Source organism: Falsiroseomonas sp. (assembly GCF_051860665.1).
GTDB lineage: Bacteria > Pseudomonadota > Alphaproteobacteria > Acetobacterales > Acetobacteraceae > Falsiroseomonas.
Genome location: NZ_JBHYDM010000007.1, coordinates 182,219 through 207,473, shown reverse-complemented (window position 1 = coordinate 207,473; position 25,255 = coordinate 182,219). Strand labels below are relative to the sequence as shown.

Annotated in this window: 23 protein-coding genes; 10 read left to right on the top strand and 13 right to left on the bottom strand. The window is 70.9% G+C overall.

The annotated features are described in order from the left end of the window. Positions 1-33 precede the first annotated feature (33 nt). Positions 34-1,209 carry a M20 aminoacylase family protein gene (locus ACTIF1_RS10400; RefSeq protein WP_439596335.1) on the top strand — a complete coding sequence of 392 codons (1,176 nt, stop codon included), beginning with the start codon at positions 34-36 and terminating at the stop codon, positions 1,207-1,209. Positions 1,210-1,253: 44 nt separating this feature from the next. Here ACTIF1_RS10400 and ACTIF1_RS10395 read toward each other — a convergent pair whose 3' ends face one another. The 5 genes from ACTIF1_RS10395 to ACTIF1_RS10375 are packed head-to-tail and all read right to left on the bottom strand — an operon-like array spanning position 1,254 to position 8,749. Beyond that, complete coding sequence (locus ACTIF1_RS10395; protein ID WP_439596334.1) at positions 1,254-3,167, bottom strand: DUF6212 domain-containing protein; 1,914 nt, start codon at positions 3,165-3,167, stop codon at positions 1,254-1,256. Further along, on the bottom strand, positions 3,164-5,773 hold the full coding sequence (locus ACTIF1_RS10390) for a glycosyltransferase (protein WP_439596333.1): 2,610 nt from the start codon (positions 5,771-5,773) through the stop codon (positions 3,164-3,166). The genes ACTIF1_RS10395 and ACTIF1_RS10390 overlap by 4 nt, the downstream gene beginning before the upstream one ends. Before the next feature lie 55 nt (positions 5,774-5,828). Continuing rightward, on the bottom strand, positions 5,829-6,539 hold the full coding sequence (locus ACTIF1_RS10385; protein WP_439596332.1) for an acylneuraminate cytidylyltransferase family protein: 711 nt from the start codon (positions 6,537-6,539) through the stop codon (positions 5,829-5,831). 40 nt (positions 6,540-6,579) lie between these two features. Then, the gene (locus tag ACTIF1_RS10380; protein ID WP_439596331.1) at positions 6,580-8,109 is read right to left on the bottom strand and encodes an N-acetylneuraminate synthase family protein; all 1,530 of its coding nucleotides are present in this window, start codon (positions 8,107-8,109) and stop codon (positions 6,580-6,582) included. Then, a complete protein-coding gene (locus ACTIF1_RS10375; protein ID WP_439596330.1) occupies positions 8,018-8,749 on the bottom strand; it encodes an inositol monophosphatase family protein in 732 nt (243 codons plus the stop codon). Before ACTIF1_RS10375 ends, ACTIF1_RS10380 begins: the two co-directional genes overlap by 92 nt. Before the next feature lie 192 nt (positions 8,750-8,941). Between ACTIF1_RS10375 and ACTIF1_RS10370 the strand changes: the two genes are divergently transcribed. Further along, positions 8,942-9,841, top strand: coding sequence for a hypothetical protein (locus ACTIF1_RS10370; protein WP_439596329.1), 900 nt, complete (start codon positions 8,942-8,944; stop codon positions 9,839-9,841). Between the two features lie 4 nt (positions 9,842-9,845). Here ACTIF1_RS10370 and moaB read toward each other — a convergent pair whose 3' ends face one another. From moaB to ACTIF1_RS10355, 3 genes are all read right to left on the bottom strand, one after another. Then, positions 9,846-10,385: a molybdenum cofactor biosynthesis protein B gene (gene moaB / locus ACTIF1_RS10365; protein WP_439596328.1), complete on the bottom strand. Its 540-nt coding sequence runs from the start codon at positions 10,383-10,385 to the stop codon at positions 9,846-9,848. Positions 10,386-10,429: 44 nt separating this feature from the next. Beyond that, positions 10,430-12,112, bottom strand: a complete 1,683-nt coding sequence (locus ACTIF1_RS10360; protein ID WP_439596327.1) for a transglycosylase SLT domain-containing protein — start codon at positions 12,110-12,112, stop codon at positions 10,430-10,432. 264 nt (positions 12,113-12,376) lie between these two features. After that, complete coding sequence (locus ACTIF1_RS10355) at positions 12,377-13,162, bottom strand: uracil-DNA glycosylase (RefSeq protein WP_439596326.1); 786 nt, start codon at positions 13,160-13,162, stop codon at positions 12,377-12,379. Between the two features lie 167 nt (positions 13,163-13,329). Here ACTIF1_RS10355 and ACTIF1_RS10350 point away from each other — a divergent pair, with 167 nt between their 5' ends. The 4 genes from ACTIF1_RS10350 (at position 13,330) to ACTIF1_RS10335 (ending at position 17,728) form a co-directional block, all read left to right on the top strand. Then, complete coding sequence (locus ACTIF1_RS10350; RefSeq protein ID WP_439596325.1) at positions 13,330-14,979, top strand: 4Fe-4S dicluster domain-containing protein; 1,650 nt, start codon at positions 13,330-13,332, stop codon at positions 14,977-14,979. Positions 14,980-14,988: 9 nt separating this feature from the next. Further along, entirely contained in the window at positions 14,989-16,509 is a 1,521-nt protein-coding gene (locus ACTIF1_RS10345) for a hypothetical protein (protein ID WP_439596324.1), read from the top strand. A 67-nt stretch (positions 16,510-16,576) separates the two neighbouring features. After that, the gene (locus ACTIF1_RS10340) at positions 16,577-17,059 is read left to right on the top strand and encodes a GlcG/HbpS family heme-binding protein (RefSeq protein WP_439596323.1); all 483 of its coding nucleotides are present in this window, start codon (positions 16,577-16,579) and stop codon (positions 17,057-17,059) included. Between the two features lie 60 nt (positions 17,060-17,119). Next, on the top strand, positions 17,120-17,728 hold the full coding sequence (locus ACTIF1_RS10335; RefSeq protein WP_439596322.1) for a glutathione S-transferase family protein: 609 nt from the start codon (positions 17,120-17,122) through the stop codon (positions 17,726-17,728). A gap of 3 nt (positions 17,729-17,731) precedes the next feature. On the opposite strand, the gene ACTIF1_RS10330 is transcribed toward ACTIF1_RS10335, so the two are convergent. Further along, entirely contained in the window at positions 17,732-18,301 is a 570-nt protein-coding gene (locus ACTIF1_RS10330; RefSeq protein WP_439596321.1) for a hypothetical protein, read from the bottom strand. 221 nt (positions 18,302-18,522) lie between these two features. Between ACTIF1_RS10330 and ispH the strand changes: the two genes are divergently transcribed. From ispH to ACTIF1_RS10310, 4 genes are all read left to right on the top strand, one after another. Continuing rightward, the gene (gene ispH / locus ACTIF1_RS10325) at positions 18,523-19,521 is read left to right on the top strand and encodes a 4-hydroxy-3-methylbut-2-enyl diphosphate reductase (protein ID WP_439596320.1); all 999 of its coding nucleotides are present in this window, start codon (positions 18,523-18,525) and stop codon (positions 19,519-19,521) included. A 9-nt stretch (positions 19,522-19,530) separates the two neighbouring features. Then, positions 19,531-20,511: a homoserine kinase gene (locus tag ACTIF1_RS10320; RefSeq protein WP_439596319.1), complete on the top strand. Its 981-nt coding sequence runs from the start codon at positions 19,531-19,533 to the stop codon at positions 20,509-20,511. After that, positions 20,495-20,965, top strand: a complete 471-nt coding sequence (gene rnhA, locus ACTIF1_RS10315; RefSeq protein WP_439596318.1) for a ribonuclease HI — start codon at positions 20,495-20,497, stop codon at positions 20,963-20,965. The genes ACTIF1_RS10320 and rnhA overlap by 17 nt, the downstream gene beginning before the upstream one ends. Before the next feature lie 201 nt (positions 20,966-21,166). Beyond that, positions 21,167-21,733: a DedA family protein gene (locus ACTIF1_RS10310; protein WP_439596317.1), complete on the top strand. Its 567-nt coding sequence runs from the start codon at positions 21,167-21,169 to the stop codon at positions 21,731-21,733. A 4-nt stretch (positions 21,734-21,737) separates the two neighbouring features. On the opposite strand, the gene ACTIF1_RS10305 is transcribed toward ACTIF1_RS10310, so the two are convergent. The 4 genes from ACTIF1_RS10305 to ACTIF1_RS10290 form a co-directional block, all read right to left on the bottom strand. Continuing rightward, complete coding sequence (locus ACTIF1_RS10305; protein WP_439596316.1) at positions 21,738-22,142, bottom strand: DUF427 domain-containing protein; 405 nt, start codon at positions 22,140-22,142, stop codon at positions 21,738-21,740. A gap of 67 nt (positions 22,143-22,209) precedes the next feature. Beyond that, on the bottom strand, positions 22,210-23,223 hold the full coding sequence (locus ACTIF1_RS10300) for a cytochrome d ubiquinol oxidase subunit II (RefSeq protein ID WP_439596315.1): 1,014 nt from the start codon (positions 23,221-23,223) through the stop codon (positions 22,210-22,212). After that, complete coding sequence (locus tag ACTIF1_RS10295; RefSeq protein WP_439596343.1) at positions 23,220-24,602, bottom strand: cytochrome ubiquinol oxidase subunit I; 1,383 nt, start codon at positions 24,600-24,602, stop codon at positions 23,220-23,222. The genes ACTIF1_RS10300 and ACTIF1_RS10295 overlap by 4 nt, the downstream gene beginning before the upstream one ends. A gap of 3 nt (positions 24,603-24,605) precedes the next feature. Continuing rightward, positions 24,606-25,184 carry a GbsR/MarR family transcriptional regulator gene (locus ACTIF1_RS10290; protein ID WP_439596314.1) on the bottom strand — a complete coding sequence of 193 codons (579 nt, stop codon included), beginning with the start codon at positions 25,182-25,184 and terminating at the stop codon, positions 24,606-24,608. Between the last annotated feature and the right edge of the window lie 71 nt (positions 25,185-25,255).

Below are 25,255 nucleotides of genomic sequence, written 5' to 3'. Positions count from 1 at the left end.
GCCTTGCCACCCTCTCTGAAAGGTCCCGAAAAGATGCCCATCAACAACCGGATCGCCGCGATGCAGCCCGAGATGGAGGTGTGGCGGCGCGATCTGCATACCCATCCGGAGCTGCGCTACGAGGAACACCGCACCGCGGCGCAGGTGGCGAAGCTGCTGACCTCCTGGGGCATCGAGGTGCATACGGGCATCGCCACCACCGGCGTGGTCGGCGTGCTGCGCGGCACCGGCGATTCCCCGCGCAGCATCGGCCTGCGCGCCGATATGGATGCGCTGCCGATGACGGAGGCGACGGGCCTGCCCTATGCCTCGCAGACGCCCGGCGTGATGCATGCCTGCGGCCATGACGGCCACACCACCATGCTGCTGGGCGCCGCCAAATACCTGGCGGAGACGCGCAACTTCGACGGCACCGTGCACTTCATCTTCCAGCCCGCGGAAGAAGGCGGCGCGGGTGCCAAGGTGATGATGGAGCAGGGCCTGTTCACGCGCTTTCCCTGCGACAGCGTCTACGGCATGCACAACGACCCCTCCCTGCCGATCGGCGAGGCGGATATCCGCGACGACGTGATGATGGCGGCCTCCGACGTCTTCAGCATCACCGTGCGCGGCAAGGGCGGGCATGCAGCGCGGCCGCATGGCGGCATCGACCCGATCGTGGTCGGCGCGCAGATCGTCGGCGCGCTGCAGACCATCGTGGCGCGGCGCGTCGATCCGCTGGAATCGGCGGTGATCTCCACCACGCAGTTCCATGCCGGCACGGCGAGCAACATCATCCCGGACGAGGCGGTGCTGAACGGCACGGTGCGCACGCTGAACCCGGCGGTGCAGGACCTGGTCGAGGCTTCGATGCGCCGGGTGGTGGAGGCGACGGCCGCCGCGCACGACGCGGTGGCGGAATTCACCTATACGCGCGGCTATCCCGCCACGGTGAACCATGCGGAGCAGGCCCGCCTGGCCGCGCGCATCTGCGCGGGCATCCTTGGCGAGGGCAAGGTGCGGCGCGACATGCCGCCGGTGATGGGCGGCGAGGACTTTTCCTTCATGCTGCTGGAGAAGCCGGGCGCCTATATCAAGCTGGGCCAGGCCGCCGGCGCCAAGGGCAGCGCGCCGGTGCATACCGTGCAATACGACTTCAACGACGACCTGCTGCCGATCGGCGCCAGCTTCTTCGCCGCCATGGTGGAGCAGGAGCTGAAGCGCGGCTGATCCTTTTCGAAGCACCCCCGGCCCGCGCCGGGGGACGCTTCGGTTCAGGCCTCGCGCAGCGCGACCGCGGCGTCGCGCCATTGCGTCGCGGCTTCCTCATCGAGGCTGGCCAGGCGCACGGCCTCCGCCGCCACGGGCTCCAGCAGCGCCAGCAGCGTGGCAGCCAGCGCCGCGTCGCGCGGATGGGCCAACTCGGCGACGAAATCCCTGAGCTGCGGGTGGCGCAGGCGCAGCACCGGGCCGAACTGGTCCGTCTCCGTGCCCGGCCAGCGGGCGAAGGCCTCCGGCCAGCCCCGGGCGCGGCGGAATTCCAGCAGCGGGCCGCTGGCGGCGATGGCCAGCTTGAAGCGCAGCTGCGGCCAGTGCTGCCCGCCGCCCTCCATCTCATGCAGCAGCAGGTCGAGATGCTGGTAGCGGCCGCTGACCAGGTGCTGCAGCAGCTCCACCCGGCCCAGGCTCGGCCCGCGCGGGACGGGGGGTACCAGCTCCGCCGCCGCCTCCCGCTGCAGGCTGCGCAGCGCGGCGGGGTCGCGGGTGGCGAGCAGGCTGGCCTCGGTGAAGGTCAGGCTGCCCTCGGCCTCGGCATCCGCACTCTCGATGGCCAGCACGATCTGCGCCTGGGGGCCGAGCGAGACCGGCAGCAGCAGGGTCAGCGCGCCCTGCTGCCCCGGCGCGATCTCCCGCCAGCCGGAGAAGCCGGCCTCCGCGGAGAGGCTGTCCACCCGCGTTACCGGCTGGCCGGGTGGCATGGCAAAGGCGGCCAGGCGCAGGGGCTGGCGCGCGGTGCCGGCCAGGCTCCAGCCCAGCCGCAGCACATCGGCCCCGGCCAGGCTGACGCGCGGCAGCAGCAGCGCGGTGGTGCCGGTGCCGGAGAGCCCGGCCCGCAGCCCGTCCCAGGCGCCCGACAGCCCCCGCGCCGCCGCCAGCTCCGCCGGGGCGATGGCCTGCGGCACGCCGGTGAGCGGCAGGCTGGCACCGACCTCGTCCCAGTTCCAATGCGCCGGCACCACGAAGCGCCCACCGAGCCCCGCGGTCCAGATCCGCAGCGCCAGGGCGCGGCCCTGGCCGCTGCCATCCTCCGGCGTCACCGCCACCTCCGCCGGCACCCAGCCGCGGTCGAGCGAGAAGCCGAGCGAATGCGGGCCGGCGACATCGGCCGAGATCTCCAGCACCGCCGTCTCCCGCACCGGGGCGAGGGGCGTGGGCAGGTCGAGGGTCAGCCAGCCCTCCGTCACCTCGGCCATCTCCACGGTCCAGGAGGCGGCGATACGGCCGCTTTCCTCGCCCCGGATGCGCAGCCGCAGCGGACCGGTGGTGGCCGCGCTGATGGCGCCGATATGCAGCGCCAGCGCCGCCAGCCCGTCCAGGCTGCGGGCCAGAGGCTGGCGCAGGAACAGGCGCGCACCCTCCGTCGCCGCGCCGAGGCGCTCTTCCGCCGGCTCCAGCGCCAGCGCCAGGGTCAGCGGCGCCGGCGGGCGATGGCCCAGGCTGCGCGCCGCGGCTGCGATGGCGATGCGGGTTTCCTCATAGTCCAGCCGGGTCTCGACCAGGCTGCGCTCCAGCTGCACCGCGCGGGCCTGGCTGTCCTGCAGCTCCGCCAGCAGGCGCGCCAGCAGCGCCGGCAGGGCGGCGGCGGCATCGGCGGCCAGCAGCAGCGGCGCCGGCTGGCCGGAGGCCGCCTGCCACCATGCGAGGATCGGCGCCACCTCCGCCTCCGTCGTGGCCAGCAGGGCGAGCGCGCCGGCGGGCGGCAGCGCCAGCGGCATCGGTGGCCCCGCGGCCTCCGCCGCGCCAGGCGGCAGCAGCAGCAGCCGATCCTCCCGCCGCGCCAGAAGCCACAGGGCGAGGCCCGGCAGGGCGAGCTTCTCCACCCCCGGCAGGCTGGCGGGCGCCAGCACAGCGGGCTGGCCGGACATCAGCGCCGGCAGGTCGGCCGCGCGGATCTGAAGGATGCTCATGCCGTCCGCCTCAACCCCTGCTCGATGCGCCGGACCCAGTCCTGCATATTGCGGCTCCAGCTCCCCTCCGCCCCGCGCGCCGCCGCGGCCGCGGCCATCTGCCGCAGCTTCGCGCGATCCGCCGCCAGCTGCTGCAGGATCGTGGCAAACTGCGCCACCACGGCGGGGTCCGGCTGGGCATTGGAAACCAGGAAGCCATCCACCCGGTCCCGCACCACCTCGGCCACCGCGCCCACATCGGTGGCCAGCATGACGCAGCCGAAGCGCTGGGCTTCCAGGATGGTCAGCGGCACGCCTTCGAAATGCGAAGGCAGCACCACGACATCCGCCCAGGCATAGAGCGCATCCAGCGCCTCCGCCGTCATCGCCGGCGGCTCCACGGCCAGGCCCGCGGCGGAGAGGTCGAAGACCGTGTCGTTCAGCACGGCCTTGCCCACCACGCGCCAGGCGATGGCGCCGCCCTGGGTTTCCAGGATCATGTCGCGCAGCCGCTCCAGCCCCTTCTGGGCATCCAGCCGGCCAAGATACAGCGCGCGCAGCGGCCGGTCCTGCGGGAGCTGGCGCGCCGCCAGGGCCTCCGCGAGCTTGTCCGGATCGGCGGCGTAGGAGGGTGCGTTCAGAACCCGGACAATCTTCTCCTCCGGCACCGCCTGGCCGATGCACCAGTCGCGCAGCCTGTCGGAGATCACGACGAAGCCGTCATAGGCGCCCTCGTAGGCCAGCGCGATATGCGGATTGCCGAGCGGATTGCCGAGCGGCCCCTTCTCCACCAGATGCAGGCCGAGCCAGGTCTGCACCCCCTGCTGGCGCAGCGCCTGCATGATGCCGTGGCCACCCAGCGCATGGGTGTTCAGCACCACATCCATGCTGGCCAGCAGCCCCACCGCGTCCCGCGTATCATGCCAGGTGGCGAAGCCCGAGACCGGCGCGCCGAGATGCAGCTTGTCGTAGTCGCCGCCCTCGATGCCCTGGCCGGCGAAGAAGTTCACGCTTTCGAAGACCGCGAAATGGCCCGGCTGCGGCTGCACGCGGCGGGCGCCGGTGACGAAGAGATGCGGCCGCCAGCCGGCCTCGCGCAGCGCGGCGGCATAGTTGAACACCACCTTCTCCACCCCGCCGAAGGCAAACAGCGGCAGGATGAAGCCGATGTCGCGCCGGTCGCCTGGCGGCACATAGGGCAGGATGGCGCCGCAGCGGGTGAGCTCCGGGTAGAGGTCCTGCGCCGAGAAGCGCGGCCGCCGCTCATCCGCCCGCCATTCGGTGGCCAGCGCGCTGCGCGACAGCATGCGGTCGCGCAGCGCATCCATCTCGGCCAGCAGGCCCTCCACCACCGGCGGGGCTTCGGCGGCCTGCGCTTCCGGCAGCGCGGGCAGCGTGACGGCGAGATGCGCGACCTGCGGCCGCGGCGCCTCCTCCCGCAGCGAGTCGATCCAGCCGCGATAGGGGTCGCGCGCCACTTCCTGCAGCAGCTGGCTGCGGGCGAGGATCAGCGCGGCGCGGGCGGCGAGGCCCCCCGCCACCGGGGCGGGGGTGAAGGCGAGGCCGAGCGCGCCATCCGCCGCCGTCTCGATCGTCACCGCCAGCACATGCGCATCCCGCAGCGCCAGGTTCGCCTGGTAGAAGATGTTGCGCAGCAGGCCGGACCGGCGCAGCAGCGCCAGCGTCCCGGGCGTGGTGAAGGCGCAATGGGGCGGGAAATGCAGCGCGGCCGGCGCGCGGCTGGCCTGCACGAAGCGGTTGCGCGCCGCGGCGCGCGTTTGGCTGGCCGGCGGCGGCGCGGCCGGGTCCAGCAGGAAGCCCACCTGGTCTTCGCCTTCCAGGAACAGGGCGAAGCGCGGCACTTCCGCCGCCTCCAGCGGCGCCAGGTGGCGCACCTGCAGCTGGCGGGACTGGCGGTTGCGCATCTGGCCCAGAATGGTGCCGCGCTGGCGTTCCGAGGTGGCCAGCATGCTCTCCGCCCGCTTGCGGTACTGGAAGCCGGAGGCCGGCATGTGGCGGCCGCGCCAGCCGGCGGCGGCGGCGCGCAGCCAGAAATCCCAGTCCTCGAAGCCCAGCCGCATGCGTTCGTCATAGCGCAGGCCGCCGGCGAAGACGGCGCGCCGCACCAGGCTGCCGGCCTCGCAGACATTTTCCGCCAGGTGCATGAAGCGGGAATATTCGCCGGCGGTGGAGAAATTGCCCTCGAAGCCGAAGAAGTCGAAATCCGGATAGACCCAGCCGCAGTCATCCGGCGCCGCATCCAGCAGCGCCTGGGCGCGGGCCAGCATGGGCGGCTTCAGGCGGTTGTCGGCATCCAGAGGGAAGATGCCGCGGCAGTCCGGCCAGGCGGCGAGAATGAAGTCCACCCCGGTATTGCGCGCCGCCGAGAGCCCGCCATTGGCGCGGCGCAGATAGACGATGCGATCCGGATGGCGGCGGGCATAGGCGAGGCCGGTGGCGTGGGTCTGCGCAAAGGGGCAGCCATCATTCACCACCACGGCGCCGATGCGCAGCGGGCCCTGCTGGGTGAGGACGGAATCCAGCGCCTCCGCCAGGAAGCCCGGCTGCTTATAGGCGGGGATGACCACGCCGATGTCGATCGGGCCAGACGGCGGTTCAGCCGACATCAATTCGGTCCCCTGCGGCAGCGGCAAAAGGTCATGGAGGGGCGCGGCATCCGGTTCAGATCAGCTGTTCGCCGGCGTCCAGGCGCAGCCACGCCAGGCGCTCCAGCAGGATGAACTGGTCCAGCCAATCGATGTCCATCGCCACATCCTCGGCGATCGGCATGAAATAGGGTTTCGCGCCGATGCGGTCGCGGGCTTCGCGCATCACCGCGAAGGGCATGATATAGGCCGCGTGGTTGATCTCCATGATCGGCTTGATGTCCTGGCTGCGCGGCCACTTGATGGGATGCGGGTTGTAGTTGATCGGCCCCTTCTCGTCCCAGAGGAACTTGTGCAGCGTGGTGACGGTGATCAGCGAATCATGGCCCTTCGCGACGCAGGCCTCGTATTCGCGGATGAAGTGCCGGTAGTCCTCGCCCCGCACGAAGGGGGAGGTGACGTGGCTCCAGACGATCACGCCGTCCTGCACCAGGTCCGCGATATAGAGGATGAAGTCGTCCATCGCCGTGCTGCTGCGGCCGAGCTCGTCCGGGCGCGGCAGGGGCTTGATGCGGGCATCGAGGTTCGCCGCGAAATCCGCGGCATAGTCCAGCACCTGCTGGTCGTTGGAGGAGACGATGATCTCCGCCAGTTCCGGCACCGCCGCCATCTGGCGCAGCTTCAGCTCGACGAGGCCCTTCTGGAATCCGGCGAAGGGGCGGGTGTTCTTGTTGGGAACCCGCTCGCTGCCGGCCCGGCAGGGCAGAAAACCGATATAGGGCGGCATGCACGTCTCCAGCGGAAGGGGCGGGGGATGGCTGGGTGGTTCAGCCGGCCGCCTGGACGAAGTACTTGTGGTGCTCGGTGGGATTCACCCGCTTTTCCTCGCTGCCAGTGATCAGCTCCGCCTCGCGGATCGCCTCGACATATTCGCGGAATTTCGGCGTGGTGAGGTCGACCGCCACCGCGTCGAAATGCGCCCAGTCCGTATTGCCCAGCTTCACGTGCTTTTCCACCATCCGCGCCCCCGCGGCAACCGCGAGCGCCGAGCCCTTCCAGCCAAGGTCGTGGCTGGAATAGGCCGGCACGATCTGCCGGTGCTGCTTCGACAGCCGGTCGTAGTGGCGCACCACGCCGATATTGCATTCGTGCAGCGGCGTCGGATAGGCGCTGTTCGCCTGCATCAGGAACAGCCGCTCGCAATTGGTGAACGTCTCCAGCACCCATCGCTCATAGGCCTGGTCGGTCATGCCGGTCGACAGCACTACGCCGTGGCGGTAGGTGCGCGCGACGTGAGCAAGGTAGCCCCTGTGTTCCGAGATGGTGGAGGGCAGCTTCACCAGGGTTGGCGCGAACTGCTGCATGAATTCGAAGGAGGGCTGGTCCAGCAGCGAGGCGAACCAGCCGATGCCAAGCTCCCGGCACAGCCCGTCGACGAAGGCGAAATCCTCCGCCGAGAGTTCCAGCTGGCGCCGGTAGTCGCCAAAAGTGCGGCCGAAGGGGGACCGATAGGCGGAGTCGAGCTGTTCCTTGCGGTAGAAGCTGTCCACGTCGCGCTTCTGCAGCTTCACGTAATCCGCGCCGGCGGCGCGCACCGCGCGGATCATCCGTTCCAGCCGCGCGCGGTCGCCGAAGTGATTCGTCGTCAGCTCCGCCACGACGGAGACCGCATGCCGCGGCGCATCCGGCACGGCGGCGCTGCCGAGGAAGAGGCGGTTCAGGTCATCGGGCGCGATGGCGCTGAAGGCACGCGCGCCGACATGCTTCACCACCAGACTCGACTGCTGCAGGAAGTAGAGCGTGTTGAGGAAGTAGAATTCCTGCTGCGAGATCCGTGCCTGCCGCTCATCCGCCGATTGCGGCGCATAGTCGGTGGTGATGTCGTGGCTGTAGCCGGTCTCCGGCTGGAAATCGAAGCCCACCATGTAGACGGTCTGCGGCCGGCCGCGCGCCTCCGCCACGATGCGCGCGATCTTCAGCGCGGTGAGGAACAGGATATCCTCCAGCGCCAGTTCATCCGTCAGGAAGCGCTGCATGACGAGGTCGGAGGATTCCTGCGTCATGACATGGTGCGGCACGCGCAGCACCTTGCGGCCCGGCACCGCGAAGTCGGTCGAGGTGACATAGAGCTGGGACCGGTGGCCGGAGGCGCGCAGCCCCTGCTTCACCCATTCCGCGTGGAAGACCGTGATGTCCGTCGGCGCGATGCGCTCCGCATCGTTCAGCCCGATGACGAGCGAGCCGCCGAAGACATCCTTGCGGACCTCATCCGCCGAGCGGCCCTTGCCCAGGATGAAGATGGTGTCGGTGCTGTATATCGACGCGATATCGGCGATGAGGCTCGAGAAATCGTCCATCAAACTGGCTCCCATCGACTGTCACATCGCAGCCCTGCTCGCGCGCCAGCATCAGCCCCGGCAGCAGGTCCCAGGCATAGGCGCCCTTGGGATTGCAGAAGCGCGCGAAGGCGCCCCGCGCCACATTGTACAGGTTATAGACCGCGCAGCCCGTGATCCTCGACTCCCGGACCTCACCCATCTGCCGCGCGATCTCCTCGTGGAAGGAGGAGGAAAATCCCACGATGCGCGAGGTCTCCGGCACGATCCGGTCGCCGGTCATCAGCGAGGCCGAGAGCTCCGGCAGCAGCAGCAGGCTGCCGAGATGTTCGCCGCCCCGCCAGAGGCCGAGCGAAACCCCCCATTCCTTGAGACCGGAGCAGAAATTCTCCGTGCCGTCGATCGGGTCCAGCAGCACCAGCGTACCGGCCTCCAGCGCATCCGAATCCCGGTAACTTTCCTCGCCGACGAAGTCGGCACCCGGCAGGTGGCGTGCCACATAGGCCCGGACCAGGGCCTCGACATGCAGATCGGCGGCCGTCACCGGGCTGCCATCCGGCTTCCAGGTGATGTCCCGCCGCCTGGCCATCACCTCCGGCAGGCTCGCCATCACCAGATCCGCGGCCCCCTGAAGAAAGGACCGTACTTCCTGCAGCTGCATGCGCGACACGCCTCGACCTGTGATGTTGCCTTCGGCCTGCTGCTTACATAGACACTGCGCAACGGCCCCCGCCTGCCCACGGAGGTCGGCGGGCCGAGACTCTTCCCTCTGCCGCAAAAAATCAACGCCCCTGCGACAGGGCAGCACGACCCGCGGCCGGCCGGCGTCCTGCCGGCGGAAGGATCATGTGGAATGACGACGATTCTCTGCAGCGTATGTGCCCACGCCCGGCCGGTCGAGCTTTTCGAGCAGTTCCTGAACTACAACGCCGCGATCGAGGCACCGCTGCTCCACATGGCGCACATCTCGCGCGACACCCAGGCTGAATTCGCCGCCGAGGCCAGCCGGTCCGGTGTCGACTTCGGCTGCCTGCCGAATGTCCATTTCAACAGCAGCGCCTTTTCCAGCGGCACCGGAGTGATCTCCTCCCTGCTCGGCTTCCACTACGCCAATGTGATCGAGGCGATCCGCCTGGGCCTCGCCTTCGACTATGTGCTGATCCACACCAGCTCCGACCTGTTCTTCCGCCGTCTGCCGGCCAGCTACATTGAAAGCCGCGACATTGGCTGCCCCTGGCGGGAGCATCTCTACAAGGAGGATCCCTATTACGAGCGGGCCACCCAGGACACGCATTTCGTCGAGCTGTGCCAGCTGATCGTGCCCGACAGGCGCCTGCGCAAGGGCCGGGTGGAGGGCGCCTTCTTCCGCCGGGACATCTTCCTTGAGCTGATGGCGCTGATGCTGAAGTGCGAATCCTTCGACGCCACCCGCCCCTGGTTCAAGAGCTACCCCTTCGAGGAGATCGCGGTGCCGACGCTGGTCGCCGGCTATATGGCGCGGCGCCAGTTGCGCCTGGCGCGCAACCTGGTGGTGACCACCGACGGCAACTTCTTCGAGAGCGTCACCGGCCGCAAGAAGGCCTGGCGGGAGGCCATGACGGCGGAGGAATTCGCCGCCCTCCCCGCCCTGCTCAAGACCCGCGGCCCGGCGGAGGAGGTGTTCGGCGTGAAGTTCGTCGACCGGGCCCAGCACGACCCGGTCCGCCAGCAGATCCGCCAGGCGCTGGGCTATGAGGTGCGGCTGGGCGCCTGAGCGCTCACGCCGCCCGCAGGTGTTCCTGCAGCCGCGGCATCAGCTCCACCAGGTTGCAGGGCCGGAAACGGCTGTCGAGCTGATGCACCAGGATGTCGTCCCAGGCATCCTTGCAGGCGCCGGTGCTGCCCGGCAGCGCAAACAGGTAGGTGCCGCCCGCCACCCCGCCGATGGCGCGGGACTGGATGGTGGATGTGCCGATCTTGGCATAGCTCAGCATGCGGAACAGCTCGCCGAAGCCGGTGATCTCCTTCTCCAGCACCCGGGCGAAGGCCTCGGGCGTCACGTCGCGGCCGGTGATGCCGGTGCCGCCGGTGGTGATGACGCAATCCACCTGGCTGTCGGCGATCCAGGCGCGCAGCTGCGCCTCGATCAGCCCGGCCTCGTCGCGCAGGATTTTCCGGTCGGCCAGCTCATGGCCGGCCTCCGCGATGCGCGCCACCAGCGTGTCGCCCGACCGGTCGCTCGCCAGGTCGCGCGTATCGGAGACGGTGAGCACCGCGATACGTACCGGCAGGAATTTTTTCGTCTCGTCGATCGGCATCGGCTCGCCTCCGCATTCGGTGCGAGATTAGCCCCCCGCCTGCCTCAGCGCGAGATGAGCATCGCGGCGACCGCGGGCGCACCCTGGAACTGCGGGAAGCGTCCCGTGGCCAGCGCATCCAGCGAGGGCGAGGGCAGGCCGAGGCGGGCCGCGTAGATCCAGGAATAGGCCAGCACCCGCTGCACATAGAGCCGCGTCTCCCCCACGGGGATGCTCTCGATGAACAGGAAGGGATCGGCCCGGTGCCGCACCGCCGGCAGCCAGCGGGACATATTGCCCGGCCCGTTGTTATAGGCGGCCAGCAGGCGGATCAGGTCGCCATTCACCTGCCCATTGCCCGCCAGGTAATGGACGTAGCGCTGCCCCACCTCCAGCGAGAAGCCGGCATCGTGCAGCCGCGCCACATTGGCCCCGCGCAGGCTGGCATCGCCGGTGATGTAGCTGGCGGTGGCGGGCATGATCTGCAGGATGCCGCGGGCGCCGGCGGAGGAGACGGCCGCCGGGTTGAAGTTCGATTCCTGCCGCGCCAGCGCATAGAGCAGCGAGGGATCCATGCGGAAGCCGTGCAGCGGCTCCAGCCGCGGCAGCGGGAAGCGGGCGAAGTCGCGCGGCCGGCCATCGGCGGATTGCGACAAGGCGGCGAGCTGGGAGGCGAGCTCCGCCATATTGGCCTGGGTCGCGACCAGCAGCATGGCGCGCACCACCCCGGCATTGCCCTGCACCCTCGGCCAAAGCACGCGCAGCTCGGCCTCGGCGCGGGCGGCCTGGCCGATCTGCAGCAGGGCCAAGGCACGCCAGCCGCCGGCGGTCTCGGCCATGGCGGCGGCCTCGCTCTCCCCGGCCAGCTCGCTCTGCCAGGCGAAGCCCATGGGCAGGCCCAGCGCGCGGCGGGCCACCAGGCCGTAGAAGGTCCGCGGCTCCTGCGCCGCCTGCATCATCCAGGGCACATAGGCCTGCGGGCGGCGGGCGCGGACGGCGGCGCGGGCGGTCCAGAAGGCGGCGGCGGCGCGGGTGGCGGGGGATGCGATCTCCGACCGCGCGGCATGTTCGAAATAGGCCAGCGCCGCTTCCGGCCGGTTCAGCGCCCAGGCGGCCAGGCCGGCGATATAGCCCGGCAGGGCGCTGCCGCCGGACTGGCGGGCGGCCTCGGCGGCGATGCGGAAAGCCTCCTCGTCGCGGCCCTGCTGCAGCAGGGCCTGCGCCACCTCCGCCTTCAGCAGCGCGGCATAGGCGCCCTCGGCGCGGCTGCGCTCGATGGCGGCCAGCGCCGCGGCCACCTCCCCATCCCGCGCACGTTCCCGCACCGTGCGGTCCAGCGCGGGGTTGCGGGCGATGCGGCGGGCCTGGGGCTCGCGCTCCTCCGGCACCACCTCGGTGCTGTCGGAGAGCACCTCCTGCGCCGGGGCGGCGGGCAGCATCATGCCGCGGGGGGCGCGGCGGGCCAGGATGGCATGCAGCGCCGGGGCATCCGGATGGTCGCTGAAATCCGCCAGCCAGGCGACGATCTCATGCAGCGGCGGCTCGGCGCCCGGGCGCAGCCAGCGGTCGGCCAGCACATGGCCCAGCAGCCGCCGGTCCTCCAGCCGTTCCAGCTCACGCCCCGCCGGCCCGAGCTCACCCCGGTCCTGCAGCTCGAAGATGCGCCGAAGGCGCGCCGCGTCCGATGGCGCGAGCGGTTGCGGGAACCCGGCGACCCGGCCCTGCATGGCAGGGCGCGGGACGCTCATGGCGGTCTGGTCGACCCGTTGCGCGACGGCAGGGACCTGAGCCCCCAGCGTCAACGTCGTCCCCAACAGCAGCGCCCGCGCCAGGTGGCGGGGGCGGAATGCCGGCGGGGAACGCCGGGCCATGGGGCAGAACGCTTGCATGGCGGGCCACCCCTAAGGCCCCTCTCCGGCCCTGGCAACTCCGCAATTCGACGCATAATTGTCCTTTTCTGGACGAGCGCCTTCGAATCAGTCCGTTAACGGATTTTTCTCATGGATAAAATTTCAGGGAGGCGTGATCTCACCATCCAGTGTGCGGCGCAGCAAAACCAGGTCGGACCAGGCCTCCCGCTTCGCCGCCGGGCTGCGCAGCAGATAGGCCGGGTGCAGGGTGGGCAAGGCCGGAAGGCTGCCCTCCTCGGTCGGCAGGCGGTGCCAGCGGCCACGCAGGCGGGTGATGCCCTCCTTCGCCCGCAGCAGCGCCTTGGCCGGGGTGCCGCCCAGCAGAACCACATGGCGCGGCCGCACCAGGGCGATGTGGCGCAGCAGGAAGGGCAGGAACAGCGCGATCTCGCCATCCGTCGGCGTGCGGTTGCCGGGCGGGCGCCAGGGCAGGATGTTCGTCAGGTAGAAATTCCTCGACCGCTCCAGCCCGATGCTGGCCATCATCCGGTCCAGCAACTGGCCGGAGACTCCGACGAAGGGCCGGCCGAGCCGGTCCTCATCGGCGCCCGGCGCCTCCCCGATCATCATCAGGCCGCTCTCGGCCACGCCATCGGCGAAGACCAGGTTGGTGGCGGTATCGCGCAGCGGGCTGTCGGTCTCGGCGATCGCGGCGCGCAGCGCGGCCAGGTCCTGCGCGGCCGCCGCCAGGGCGCTGGCCGCGGCGGCGGGCGGCGCCACCAGCGGCAGGGCCGGCGCCAGGCGCGGGGCGGGGCGGGGCAGTTCGGCCGGGGGCGGCGGAGGCGCGGCGAAACGGTCGAGCGGCGCCGCCTCCAGCGCCTCGTCCACCCCCCAGTCCAGCTGCAGCCGCAGGGCGGCCAGCAGCTCCTCGCGCATTCCTGCCTGCATGGGGGCGATATCGGGCGGCTTCGGGGTTCCGCGCAATGGGGTGCAGGGCTACATGCGGGATACCGCAGGCGATTCCCCCGCGCAGGGGCTTGCGGACGGCGAGAGGCGGAGATCCCGGCACCGGCGGCGGCCAGGTGCCGGAACAGGAACGGCGGAGGAAGAGCCACATGTCGGATGGGGCCGAGCAGCGGGAATCGATGGAGTTCGACGTGCTGGTGGTGGGCGGCGGCCCCGCCGGCCTCGCCACCGCCATCCGGCTGAAGCAGGCCCGCCCGGACACCAATGTCTGCCTGGTGGAGAAGGGCGGCGAGATCGGCGCTCATATCCTCTCCGGCGCGGTGCTGGAGCCGCGCGCGCTGGACGAGCTGTTTCCGGACTGGCGCGAGGATCCGCCGGCACTCGCCACGCCGGTCACCGACGACCGCTTCATGCTGCTGACCGAGGGCCGCAGCCTGAAGCTGCCGACCCCGCCGCAGATGCACAATGAGGGCAACTACGTCGTCTCCCTCGGCAATGTCTGCCGCTGGCTCGGCGCCAAGGCGGAGGCCCTGGGCGTCGAGCTCTATCCGGGTTTTGCCGCGTCCGACTTCATCCTCGAGGATGGGCAGGTCCGTGGCGTGGTGGCCGGTGTGGCCGGCATCCTCAAGGATGGCAGCAAGGGCCCCTCCTACGAGCCGGGCATGGAGCTGCGCGCCACCTATACGGTCTTCGCCGAGGGCTGCCGCGGCAGCCTCTCCAAGCGCCTGTTCGAGACTTTTCGCCTGCGCGACGGTGTTGCCCCCCAGACCTATGCCTTGGGCATGAAGGAGCTGTGGGAGATCCCGAAGGACAAGCACACCCCCGGCCTGGTGTGGCATTCCACCGGCTGGCCGCTGTCCTCCGACACCTATGGCGGGTCCTGGCTCTACATGCTGGGGGACAACCTGGTCTCGGTGGGCTTCGTGGTGGGGCTGGACTATCCGAACCCCTGGCTCTCGCCCTTCGACGAGTTCCAGCGCTTCAAGACCCATCCGGCCGTGCGCGGCTTCCTGGAGGGCGGCAAGCGGATCGCCTATGGCGCCCGCGCGCTGAACGAGGGCGGCATCCAGGCGGTGCCGAAGCTGGTCTTCCCGGGCGGCATGCTGGTGGGCGATGCCGCCGGCTTCCTGAACGTGCCGAAGATCAAGGGCACGCATACCTCGATGAAGTCCGGCATGGTCGCCGCCGAGGCCATCGCCGCGGCGCTGGACGGCGAGGCGCCCGCCCCGGTGCTGGAAAGCTACCCCACGGCGCTGAAGGCGAGCTGGGTCTGGTCGGAGCTCGAGGGCGTGCGCAACATCCGCCCCGGCTTCGCGAAATACGGCTTCTGGGGCGGCATGGCCGCCGCGGCGCTGGATACCTATGTCTTCCGCGGCAAGGCACCCTGGACCTGGGGCCATCATGCCGACCACGAGACGCTGAAGCCCGCCGCCGAGTCCAAGAAGATCGCCTATCCGAAGCCCGATGGCGTGCTGACCTTCGACCGCCTCTCCTCGGTCTTCCTCTCCAACACCAACCACGAGGAACACCAGCCGAGCCACCTGGTGCTGCGCGACCCCGCGGCCTGGAAGGGCACGAACTGGCAAAAATTCGCCTCGCCGGAGAGCCGCTATTGCCCCGCCGCGGTCTATGAGGCGGTGGGCGAGGAGGCCGGCAATGGGCCGGGCGAGATGCACCTCGTGATCAACGCGCAGAACTGCGTCCACTGCAAGACCTGCGACATCAAGGACCCGCTGCAGAACATCGACTGGAAGACGCCCGAAGGTGGCGGTGGGCCGAACTACATCGGCGGCATGTAGCTCGGCCGCATGACGGCCGGCGCTGCCCAGGCGGATCGCCCGGCCTTGCGGGGACGGCTTCCGGGCTGGGGCTGGGCCCTGGTGCTCCTGGCACTGGCCGGGCTCGGCGTCGCGGCCGACCTGGCGCAGCCGGTGCTGCCGGCCGCCGGGCTGCTCGCGCTGGGCAGCGCCCTGGCGCTGGGCCTGTCGCTGCTGGCCGGCGCTGCGGGTCTCTGGCCGCGGCTGGTCGCGGCGGCGCTGCTCGGCTTTGCCGGGCTGGCCCTCGCGCAGCAGCTGGCGGGCGGGCCGCGCGGGCTGCTCGGCCGCCACATGCCGGCCCTGGCGGCCTGGCAGGACGAGCTGCTGCAGACCGAGCCCCCGCCGCCCTGGGAGGCCGATCGCCTGCGCGCCGCCCTTGCCGCGCCGGGCGCGCAGCCCCGCCCCGCTCCGGCCTCGGCGGATGAATTCCTGTTCAATGCCCTGCTGCTGGATGCGCGGGGGGACCGTGCCGGCGCCGCCGCGGCCCTGGCGGAGTCGCTGCGCCGCGCGCCGCGGCCCCGCCCGGATGCGCTGCTGCTGCTGGAGGCGCTGCGCGGCTGGCCGCAGTCGCGCGGGCTGCTGGCCGAGGTGCCGCTGCCGCCCGAGGCCGCCGCCCTGCTGGAAGCCCGGGCCATGGCCGATCCCCAGGCACGGGTGGCGGCGCTGGAGGCGCTGCCGGATGAGCAGGCCGGGCCCGAGGGGCTGCTCGGCCTGGCCGCCTTGGCCCAGGCGCGCATCGCCGCGGCCCTGCTGGAAGGCCCGACCATCGCCACCGCCGCCCGCATCGCCGCCGCGGTGGAGGCTTTTGCGGATGAGGCCCGCTTCGCCGCCTTCGCGGCCGGCTTCCTCGACCCCAGCCGGGCGCTCCGGCTGCGCGAGGGGATCGAGGCGCTGGGCTGGACGCGGGAGGTGGCGGCGCGGCGGCTGGCGGTGACGCCGCTGGTGCCGCCCGCCGGCCAGCCCGGCCTGCCCATGCTGCTGCGACTCGACCTGCCGGAAGCCGCCCAGGCGGTGCAGATCCGCCAGGGCGAAGCCTGGCTGCCGCTGCCGCAGGAGCCTTTGGATGCGCAGCCGATGCTGCGCATGCCGCGCCCCTTCCAGCCGCAGGGGCTGGAACTGCGCTACCTGGACCGCGAGGGACGGCCCTCCGAACCGCTGGCCTATGCCTTCGATCCGGTCGCCATCCTGCGCCGCCAGGCGCAGCGCGCCCTGCAGCGCCAGGGGCCCTTCGCCCTCTACCAGCCAGGCTGGACCGCCCCCGGCCAGCTCAACCCCCTGCCCATCGCCGGCGCCTTCCGCGCCGGGCTGGAGGCGGTGGAATGGCGGACGGATGAGGAGGCAACGCCCCGCCTCGTGCCCGTGGGCGTGCCCGATGCCGCGCTGCTGGAGGGCGATCCGCCGCGCATCCTGGTGGAATTCGCGACGCCGCCCGAGACGGCGCGGCTGCTGGTGCTGACGCCGATCTATGCCGATGGCGAGGTGGGCGAGCCGGTGCCCCTGCCGATCCGCTGATCCCCCCTTCCCGCGCGGGCGGCTTGCGGGCAGAGGGAGCGGGCACAACCCATCGGAGAGACGCAGCATGACCCAGCAGGCCCCGAATGCCGCTCCTGGCGGCTTCCAGCACGGCATCACCGCAGCCGCCGCCCGCACCATCCTGGATGCGACCCTCGCCAAGGGGCGCGAACTGGGCCTCGCGCCGCTGACCGTGGTGGTGCTGGATGCCGGCGGCCAGCTGAAGGCGGCGCTGAAGGAGGATGGCAGCAGCCTGCTCCGCCCCGATATCGCCTGGGGCAAGGCTTTCGGCGCCATGGCGCTGGGCTTCGGATCCCGCGAGCTGGCGCGGCGCAGCCAGTCCATGCCGGGCTTCATGAACGCGCTCTCGGACCTCGCCGGCGGCCGCGCCGTGCCGGTGCCGGGCGGCGTGCTGGTGCGGGCGGCGGATGGCGCGGTGCTGGGCGCGGTCGGCGTCTCCGGCGACCTGTCGGACAAGGACGAGGTCTGTGCGGTGGCCGGCATCCAGGCCGCGGGGCTGCTGGCTGATACGGGCGACGCGCCCGCCTGATTGCAGGCATGGCGGTTGCGGGCCAAACTTCGTCCCGCAACCGCAAGAGATTGGCAAAAAATGCTCCGAATTCATGGCATCGCGCGTTCCCGCGCCTTCCGCTGCATCTGGGCGGCGGAGGAGGCGGGCCAGGCCTATGAGGTGGTGCCGGTGGGCTTCGGCCCCGGCCTGAAGGAGGCCGTGGCGGCAGTGAATCCGAACGGCAAGATCCCGGCGCTGCAGGATGGCGCGCTGCTGCTGTTCGAGAGCCTGGCCATCAACCTGCATATCGGCGCCAAGGCCGGCGCGCCGCTGATGCCCGCGGGCGATGATGGCTCCCGCGTGCTGCAATGGACGCTCTGGGCGGCGACGGAGGCCGAGCCGCAGGCCATGCAATGGGCCTACAACACCTTCATCCTCCCCGCCGAGCAGCGTGACCCCGCCAAGGCCGCCGCCGGTGCCGCGGCGCTGGCGCAGCGGCTGGCGGTGCTGGAGGCGCATCTGGCCGCCGGCGGCCCCTGGCTGCTGGGGGCCGCCTTCACCATGGCGGATTGCAACCTGGCCGGCGTGCTCTATGGCGCCTGGGCCAATGGCTTCGACCTGGCGCCCTTCCCCAAGGTGAAGGCCTGGCTGGACGCCGCGCTCAACCGCCCGGCGGCGCGGGCCGCGCGGAAGCAGCGCGAGGGGTGACCTTCAGCGCGGCCCGCGGGCCCGGTTCAGCGCCAGCTCCTCCGGCGTCAGCTGCAGGCTGATGCGCAGCGTATAGTCGGCGGCGCGGCGGCCCTCCCCCAACGGCATGGAGAGCCGCGCCGTCTGGCCCTGCAGCCCGGTGCGCACGACGTTGGGCGCGAAGGCGACGCGGCTGGCAAAACCCTGGCGGTCCAGCACGGCGCTGTCCCCGGCATCGGTCAGGGCGACGAACCAGGGCAGTTCCACGATCCGGCCCTCGGCCGCCGGGCCGCGCTCCACCTCGAATCGCGGGGTCACCCGCACATCCAGCCGGCTGCGGTCGCGGCCGCCATAGTCGCAGGTGGCCTCGAAGCCGGCGATGCGGGCATCGGCGGTCATCGCCGTCAGGTCGCCGCTGGCATTGCCGCGGAAGCGGGTGAGGTCCGCGCCCTCGGCCAGGATGACGATTCGCGGACAGGGCGCCTGCCCCGCCGCGGAGGCACCGCCATCGCCGCCGCAGGCCGCCAGCAGGGCCAGGCCCGCGAGCAGCAGACCGGACCGGGCCGCCAGGCGCCCCCTTTTTCCCGAAGCCATGCCGAATCCTGCCATCCCGGCGCCCTTCCTGATCTCGCCGCCCACCCGTGCCGCCGCCCCCCCTTTGAAGCAGGGCAGGCGGCCGGTAAGGTGGTGCGGCGTCGCCACGCTGCGTCTATCGCATCGCCGGCGCCGTCCGACCATCCCCGACCCCCCCACCCCCAGGCGGCGCAGCCCCCCGGCTGCATTTTCCGGGGGGCAGCGAGGCGCCGAGCACCCATATGCCCGAGACCATGATGCCCTCCTCCTCCGCCAACGGGACTTCCGGCACCAAGCCTCGGCTGAAGGTGCTGCTCGCCGGCCCGCGCGGCTTCTGCGCCGGGGTCGATCGCGCCATCAAGATCGTCGAGGAGGCGCTGAAGCGCCACGGCGCGCCGGTCTATGTGCGGCACGAGATCGTCCACAACCGCTTCGTCGTGGAAAGCCTGGAACGCCAGGGCGCGGTCTTCGTCGAGGAGCTTTCCGAGATTCCCGACGATGGCCGGCCCGTCGTCTTCTCCGCCCACGGGGTGCCGAAATCCGTGCCGGAAGCGGCGGCCCAGAGAAAGATGTTCGCGCTCGATGCCACCTGCCCCCTGGTCTCCAAGGTGCACCGGGAGGCGGAGCGCCACTTCGGCCGCGGCCGCCACATCCTGCTGATCGGCCATGAGGGCCACCCCGAGGTGATCGGCACCATGGGCCAGCTGCCGCCCGGCGCCGTGACCCTGGTGGAGGATGCCGCCCAGGCCGAGACGGTCATCCCGCCCGGCGACCTGCCGCTGGCCTATACCACCCAGACCACGCTGTCCGTCGACGATACCGCCGGCATCGTGGCCATCCTGCAGCGCCGCTTCCCGGACATCGCCGGCCCGGCCAAGGAGGATATCTGCTACGCCACCACCAACCGCCAGGCGGCGGTGAAGGCCATCGCGGCGCGGGGGGCGGAGCTGGTGATCGTGGTCGGCGCGCCGAATTCCTCCAATTCCGTCCGGCTGGCGGAGGTCGCGCGCCGCGCCGGCGCGGCGCGGTCGCTGCTGGTGCAGCGCGGCGCCGGGCTCGATCCCTCCGTCGCCGATGGCTGCGCCACGATCGGCCTGACCGCCGGCGCCAGCGCGCCGGAGGTGCTGGTGGATGAGGTGCTGGCGCGGCTGGCCACCCGCTTCGACCTGGAGGTGGAGGAGGTGGTCGTGGCCGAGGAGAAGGTGGTCTTCCGCCTGCCGCCCGCCCTGGCTGCCGAATAGTCCAGGGCCGTGGCTGTCTATACCGAAGTGACCGACGAGGCGCTGCGCGCCTTCCTGGCGGATTTCGAGATCGGCGATCTGGTCGCCTTCCGTGGCATCGCGGAGGGGGTGGAGAATTCCAACTACGCCCTGCGCACCACGCGCGGCGACTTCGTGCTGACGCTGTATGAGAAGCGCGTCGACCCGGCCGAACTGCCCTATTTCCTCGGGCTGATGGAGCATCTGGCCCGCGCCGGCCTCGCCTGCCCGACGCCGGTGCGTGGGCGGGACGGCTCGGCGCTGCGCGAGCTGGCCGGGCGGCCGGCGGCGATCTGCACCTTTTTGGAAGGCGTCTGGCCACGGCGGGTGCGGCCGGAGCATCTGGCGCCGCTGGGCGACGCCCTCGCCCGGCTGCATGCGGCGAGCGCCGACTTCCCCGGCAACCGCCCGAATGCGCTGGGCCCCGCCGGCTGGGCGCCGCTGCTCGAGGCCTGCCGCGGCCGCGGGGATGAGGTGCAGAACGGGCTGATGGCGGAGCTCGACCGGCACCTGGCGGAGATCCTGGCCGCCTGGCCGGCGGCGGGCGCGCTGCCGGTCGGGCAGATCCATGCCGACATGTTCCCGGACAATGTCTTCTTCCTGGCCGATGCGGCGGGGAAGCCGCGTGTCTCCGGCGTCATCGACTTCTACTTCGCCTGCACCGACCTGCTGGCCTATGACATCGCCGTCTGCCTGAACGCCTGGTGCTTCGAGCCGGATGGCGCCTTCAACCTGACCAAGGCGCGCGCCATGCTGCACGCCTATCAGGCGCTGCGGCCGCTGAGCGAGGCTGAGCGCGCGGCGCTGCCGGCGCTGTGCCGGGGGGCCGCCATCCGCTTCCTGCTGACGCGGCTCTATGACTGGACCCATACGCCGGCGGATGCGCTGGTGACCCGGAAGGACCCCTTGGAATATCTGCGAAAGCTGCGCTTCTTCGCGCAGGTGGAGAGCCCCGGTGCCATCGGCGCCTGACGTGCCGGCCGCCGAGGAGCGGCCCTTCGTCGAGATCTGGACCGATGGCGGCTGCAAGCCCAATCCCGGCCCCGGCGGCTGGGCCGCCATCCTGCGCGCCGGCACGGTGGAGAAGGAACTGACCGGCGCCGAGGCCGCCACCACCAACAACCGCATGGAACTGACCGCCGCCTGCGCCGCGCTGGAGGCCTTGAAAAAGCCCTGCCGCGTGGTGCTGCACACGGACAGCGAATACGTCCGCAACGGCATGGAGCGCTGGATCAAGGGCTGGGTGCGCAACAACTGGCGCAATGCGGCGAAGCAGCCGGTGGCCAATTACCCGCTGTGGCAGCGCCTGCTGGCCGCCGCCAAGCCGCATGAGGTGGAGTGGCGCTGGGTGCGCGGGCACAATGGCGACGTGATGAACGAGCGCGCCGATGTGCTGGCGACGCAGGCACGCGAAGGGTTGGGGTAGGACTCAACCCGGTCGTCTCGGAAGTGTTCCCAAGACGGTTTTTTTGGCACCACCCTAAATCAAGGGCTGTTTCTTTAGGGACTCTGCGGCATCCTCCGATGACGCCGCTGGGAAACGTCCAAATGCCCCCCTGTGCCCTGGCCCTGCCTGCTCCTCCCTGCCCCCGCCCGGCCGTCTCGGCCGCGATGGGTCGCCTCGCCCATGTCTGAGCTCTGGGCGGAATGGGGCGGCCTCGCCTATGCCATCGCGGCGCTCTGGGCCTTCTTCGAGGGCGAGACCTTCGTCCTCGCCGCCGCCGCGGTGGGCGCCGCGGCGGGGGGCATCGATCCCTGGATCCTGATGGTCGTGGTCTGGTTCGGGTCCTTTGCCGGCGACCAGACCTGGTTCTTCATCGGCCGCCGCTTCGGCCCTTCCGCCCTGGCGCGGTTTCCCCGCTGCCAGCGCAATGCGGAGCGGGCGACGGCGCTGCTGCACCGGCATGGCACGCTTTTCGTGCTGTCCTTCCGCTTCCTCTACGGCATCCGCAATGTCGCCGCCGCCGCCTGCGGCCTGGCCGGCATGCCCTATCGCCGCTTCGCCGTGCTGAACTTCATCGGGGCCGGGATCTGGGCCAGCAGCTTCGTCGCGGCCGGCTGGTTCCTCGGCAGCCTGCTGGGGGTGGAGCGGCTGTTCCAGCTGATCTGCGGCGCGGTCTTCCTGGCGCTCGCCGTGCTGATCGGGCGCAGCCTGCTGCGGCGGCGGGCGGCGCGGCGCTTGCTGGCGGCCTGAGCCCCTACCAGCCGAGCGTGCCGGGCCCGCCCTTGAAGGGCCCGACCAGCTCCGAGGTGATCCAGCCACCATAGAAGCCCCCCGGCTGCGGCTGCACCACCTCCTCATCCACCCGGCATTCCTGCATCAGCCCGGCATAGACGGCGAGATGGTCGCGCAGCGGGGCGAAGCCGGGGGTGGGGTCGGGGTAGCTCCAGCCCGCACGGCGCGCGGTCACGCCGCCGGCCGCGACGTCCCAGTAGCGCGCCACGCCCTTCCATTCGCAGAAACTGCTGCCGCCGGCCGGGCGCAGCACGCCGGGCAGGAAGGCCTCCGGCGGCAGGTACCAGCTGGGCGGGTGGAAGGTCTCCAGCACCCGGAAGGCCGCCACGGTCTCCGCGATCCAGATCCCGCCCAGGCGGATCCGCACCCGCCGGGGGCTGGCTTCCAGCCGCGGCGGGCGCGGATAATCCGCGACCCGCTCCAGGGGGCACCCCTCAGTAATAGGTCAGGTCCCGCGCCTTGCCGCCAAAGACCCGCCAGGCGAAGACGGTGTAGAGCACGATCACCGGCAGCACGAACAAGGCCCCGGCCAGGATGATGGACAGGCTCTCCGGCGCGCTGGCGCTTTCCCAGATGGTCAGGCGTTCCGGCACCACATAGGGGAAGAAGGACCAGGCGAGGCCGGCGAAGAACAGCACGAAGAGGCCCGTCGCACCCCAGAAGGGGATGTGGTGCCAGGCATCCTCGGCCAGCGGCATGCGCGCCAGCAGCCGCGCCAGGCCCCATAGCAGCAGTGCCGTCAGGATCGGCAGCGGGGCGAGCATCAGGATGCCCGGCCAGTCGAACCAGCGCGCCGCGATGCGGGCCGAGACCAGCGGCGTGACGGCGGAGACCAGCAGGATGCCGAGCGCCACCGGCACCAAGGCGCGCCGCGCCCAGGCGATGGCATGCGCCTGCAGCGCGCCCTCCGTCCGCCAGATCAGCCAGCAGGCGCCGATGAAGGCATAGGCGATGGCCAGGCCGATGGCCGCCATCAGCGCGAAGCCGGTGGCCGCCCAACCCTCGGCGAAGCCCAGCACATAGCGCCCCAGCATCCAGCCCTGCGCCAGGGCGGAGGCGAGCGAGCCCACGAAGAACCAGCGGTCCCAGCGCCGCTTGGCCGCCACATCCTTCGCCTTGGCGCGGAATTCGAAGGCCACGCCGCGCAGCGTCAGCGCCACCAGCATGATGGCGACCGGCATGTAGAGCGCGGTCAGGATGATGCCATGGGCGATCGGGAAGGCCACCAGCAGCAGGCCGACGCCGAGCACCAGCCAGGTCTCGTTGGCGTCCCAGAAGGGGCCGATGGCGGCGATCATGCGGTCGCGCTCATGCTCCTCCGCCGCCGTCTCCAGCAGGATGCCGACGCCGAGGTCGAAGCCGTCCAGCACCACATAGGCCAGGATCGCCACCGCCATCAGGCCGGCGAAGACCAGCGGCAGCCATTCGCCGGGCAGGAAGGGGGTCATGCCGGGCGCTCCTGCACCATCTTGTCCTGGGCCGCGTCGCCGGGCGCGCTGCCCGGCTTCATCATGGCGCCCTCCACCTTCTCCGCCACGCGGCCGGCGGCGGCCAGGCGGAAGACGGTGGCGATATAGGCCACCAGCAGCAGGCCATAGAGCACCAGGTACATGGCCAGGGTGGTGCCGATGGAGGAGGCCGGCAGCGGCCCCGCGGCCTGGGCGGTGTTCAGCACGCCGGTGACCAGCCAGGGCTGGCGGCCGATCTCGGTCACGTACCAGCCGGCCAGGGTGGCCACCCAGCCGCCGAAGCTCAGCAGCACGAAGCCGCGCAGCAGCAGGGGCGGCAGGCTGCCGCGCCGCCACAGATACCAGGCACCCATCCAGCCCATCACCAGCATCAGCACGCCGATGCCGACCATGATGCGGAAGGCGAAGAAGACCGGCGCCACCGGCGGGTGCTTGCCCTCGAACTGGTTCAGCCCGGGCACCACGCCGGCGGCCTCATGCCGCAGGATCCAGCTGGCACCATCGGGGATGGCGATCTCGAAGCGGTTCTCCCGCGCCGCCTCGTCCGGCAGGGCGAAGAGCACCAGGGGGACGTTGCCGCGGGTTTCCCAGTTCGCCTCCATGGCGGCGACCTTGGCCGGCTGGTGCTCCAGCGTATTCAGCCCATGCAGGTCGCCGAGGACGATCTGCAGCGGTGCCAGCACCGCGGCCATGGCGATGCCGGTGCGCAGGCCGAGCCGCACGCCCTCCGCCCGGTCGCCGCGCAGCCAGCGCCAGGCGGAGAGGCCGGCCAGCAGGAAGGCGACGGTCAGCGCGCTGGCGGTCAGCATATGCGCCAGGCGATAGGGCATGGAGGGGTTGAAGACGATGGCGAACCAGTCCGTCGCATGCGCCACGCCGTCGCGCATCTCGAAGCCCACCGGGGTGTGCATCCAGGAATTCAGCGCGATGATCCAGAAGGCGGACATGGTGGTGCCGAAGGCCACCAGGAAGGTGGCGCCGGTATGCACCCAGCCCGGCACGCGCTTGAAGCCGAAGAGCATGATGCCGAGGAAGGTCGCCTCCAGGAAGAAGGCGGTCAGCACCTCATAGGCCAGCAGGGGACCGGCGATATTGCCCACCTTCTCCATGAAGCCCGGCCAGTTGGTGCCGAACTGGAAGGACATCGTGATGCCGGAGACGACGCCCAGCGCGAAGGACAGGGCGAAGACCTTCACCCAGAAGCGATAGGCATCCATCCAGGCTTCGTTGCCGGTCCGGACGAAGCGCAGCTTGAAGAAGAGCAGCACCCAGCCGAGCGCGATGGTGATGGTGGGAAACAGGATGTGGAAGGAGATATTCGCGGCGAACTGGATGCGCGCCAGCACGATGGGGTCCATCACTCAGCCCTCCCTTGCGCCTGATGCGGTGCGGCCGCGGACCAGCCCCACCACCTTGTCCTTCGCCTCGAGCAGCCGTGTGACGCGGGCGCCCAGCGCCAACAGGGATGCCAGCCTTTCGGTTTCCAGCTTCTTCACGTCGTCGTACCAGGTGGTCAGCTGCTCGATCAGCCCGTGCATCTCACCCATGCGCTGCTGCGCGTGGCGCTCCTCGGGGCTGCCGGGGGTCTGCATCAGGAGTTCGCGCAGCACGGAGAGGGTCGGATCCACCTCCCGCTTCTTCCGCTCCTCCGCCAGCGTCCGCAGGATCTGCCAGACATCGTCGGGCGTGGTGAAATGGTCCCGCCGGTCGTCCGGGATGTGCTTCGGGATCGCCAGGTTCCAGGCCTGCAGCTCCTTCAGCCCCATCGAGACATTGGAGCGGGAGACACCGAGTGCCTCCACGATCTGCTCCGCATTCAGCGGCTCGGGCGAGACGTAGAGCAGGGCATAGATCTGGCCGACGGTGCGGTTGATGCCCCAGCGGCTGCCCATCTCACCGAAGTGCAGCACGAAGGCCTGGACGAGGGGGGGAAGTTTCATGGCGGCCCGTTATTTCAGGAATTTCTGAAATATCGGTCAGCACAGGCTTCCGTCAATGGGATTCCATCGCC

What these genes read in the sequence shown, in the direction of transcription:
- ACTIF1_RS10345 (WP_439596324.1), top strand. Translation starts at nt 14,989, where the DNA reads ATGACGGCCGGCGCTGCCCAGGCGGATCGCCCGGCCTTGCGGGGACGG.
- ACTIF1_RS10400 (WP_439596335.1), top strand. Translation starts at nt 34, where the DNA reads ATGCCCATCAACAACCGGATCGCCGCGATGCAGCCCGAGATGGAGGTG.
- ACTIF1_RS10370 (WP_439596329.1), top strand. Translation starts at nt 8,942, where the DNA reads ATGACGACGATTCTCTGCAGCGTATGTGCCCACGCCCGGCCGGTCGAG.
- ACTIF1_RS10290 (WP_439596314.1), bottom strand. Translation starts at nt 25,184, where the DNA reads ATGAAACTTCCCCCCCTCGTCCAGGCCTTCGTGCTGCACTTCGGTGAG.
- ACTIF1_RS10300 (WP_439596315.1), bottom strand. Translation starts at nt 23,223, where the DNA reads ATGACCCCCTTCCTGCCCGGCGAATGGCTGCCGCTGGTCTTCGCCGGC.
- ACTIF1_RS10395 (WP_439596334.1), bottom strand. Translation starts at nt 3,167, where the DNA reads ATGAGCATCCTTCAGATCCGCGCGGCCGACCTGCCGGCGCTGATGTCC.
- ACTIF1_RS10385 (WP_439596332.1), bottom strand. Translation starts at nt 6,539, where the DNA reads ATGCCGCCCTATATCGGTTTTCTGCCCTGCCGGGCCGGCAGCGAGCGG.
- ACTIF1_RS10360 (WP_439596327.1), bottom strand. Translation starts at nt 12,112, where the DNA reads ATGAGCGTCCCGCGCCCTGCCATGCAGGGCCGGGTCGCCGGGTTCCCG.
- ACTIF1_RS10295 (WP_439596343.1), bottom strand. Translation starts at nt 24,602, where the DNA reads ATGGACCCCATCGTGCTGGCGCGCATCCAGTTCGCCGCGAATATCTCC.
- ACTIF1_RS10350 (WP_439596325.1), top strand. Translation starts at nt 13,330, where the DNA reads ATGTCGGATGGGGCCGAGCAGCGGGAATCGATGGAGTTCGACGTGCTG.
- moaB (WP_439596328.1), bottom strand. Translation starts at nt 10,385, where the DNA reads ATGCCGATCGACGAGACGAAAAAATTCCTGCCGGTACGTATCGCGGTG.
- ispH (WP_439596320.1), top strand. Translation starts at nt 18,523, where the DNA reads ATGCCCGAGACCATGATGCCCTCCTCCTCCGCCAACGGGACTTCCGGC.
- ACTIF1_RS10335 (WP_439596322.1), top strand. Translation starts at nt 17,120, where the DNA reads ATGCTCCGAATTCATGGCATCGCGCGTTCCCGCGCCTTCCGCTGCATC.
- ACTIF1_RS10310 (WP_439596317.1), top strand. Translation starts at nt 21,167, where the DNA reads ATGTCTGAGCTCTGGGCGGAATGGGGCGGCCTCGCCTATGCCATCGCG.
- ACTIF1_RS10380 (WP_439596331.1), bottom strand. Translation starts at nt 8,109, where the DNA reads ATGGACGATTTCTCGAGCCTCATCGCCGATATCGCGTCGATATACAGC.
- ACTIF1_RS10340 (WP_439596323.1), top strand. Translation starts at nt 16,577, where the DNA reads ATGACCCAGCAGGCCCCGAATGCCGCTCCTGGCGGCTTCCAGCACGGC.
- ACTIF1_RS10390 (WP_439596333.1), bottom strand. Translation starts at nt 5,773, where the DNA reads ATGTCGGCTGAACCGCCGTCTGGCCCGATCGACATCGGCGTGGTCATC.
- ACTIF1_RS10375 (WP_439596330.1), bottom strand. Translation starts at nt 8,749, where the DNA reads ATGCAGCTGCAGGAAGTACGGTCCTTTCTTCAGGGGGCCGCGGATCTG.
- ACTIF1_RS10355 (WP_439596326.1), bottom strand. Translation starts at nt 13,162, where the DNA reads ATGCAGGCAGGAATGCGCGAGGAGCTGCTGGCCGCCCTGCGGCTGCAG.
- ACTIF1_RS10330 (WP_439596321.1), bottom strand. Translation starts at nt 18,301, where the DNA reads ATGGCTTCGGGAAAAAGGGGGCGCCTGGCGGCCCGGTCCGGTCTGCTG.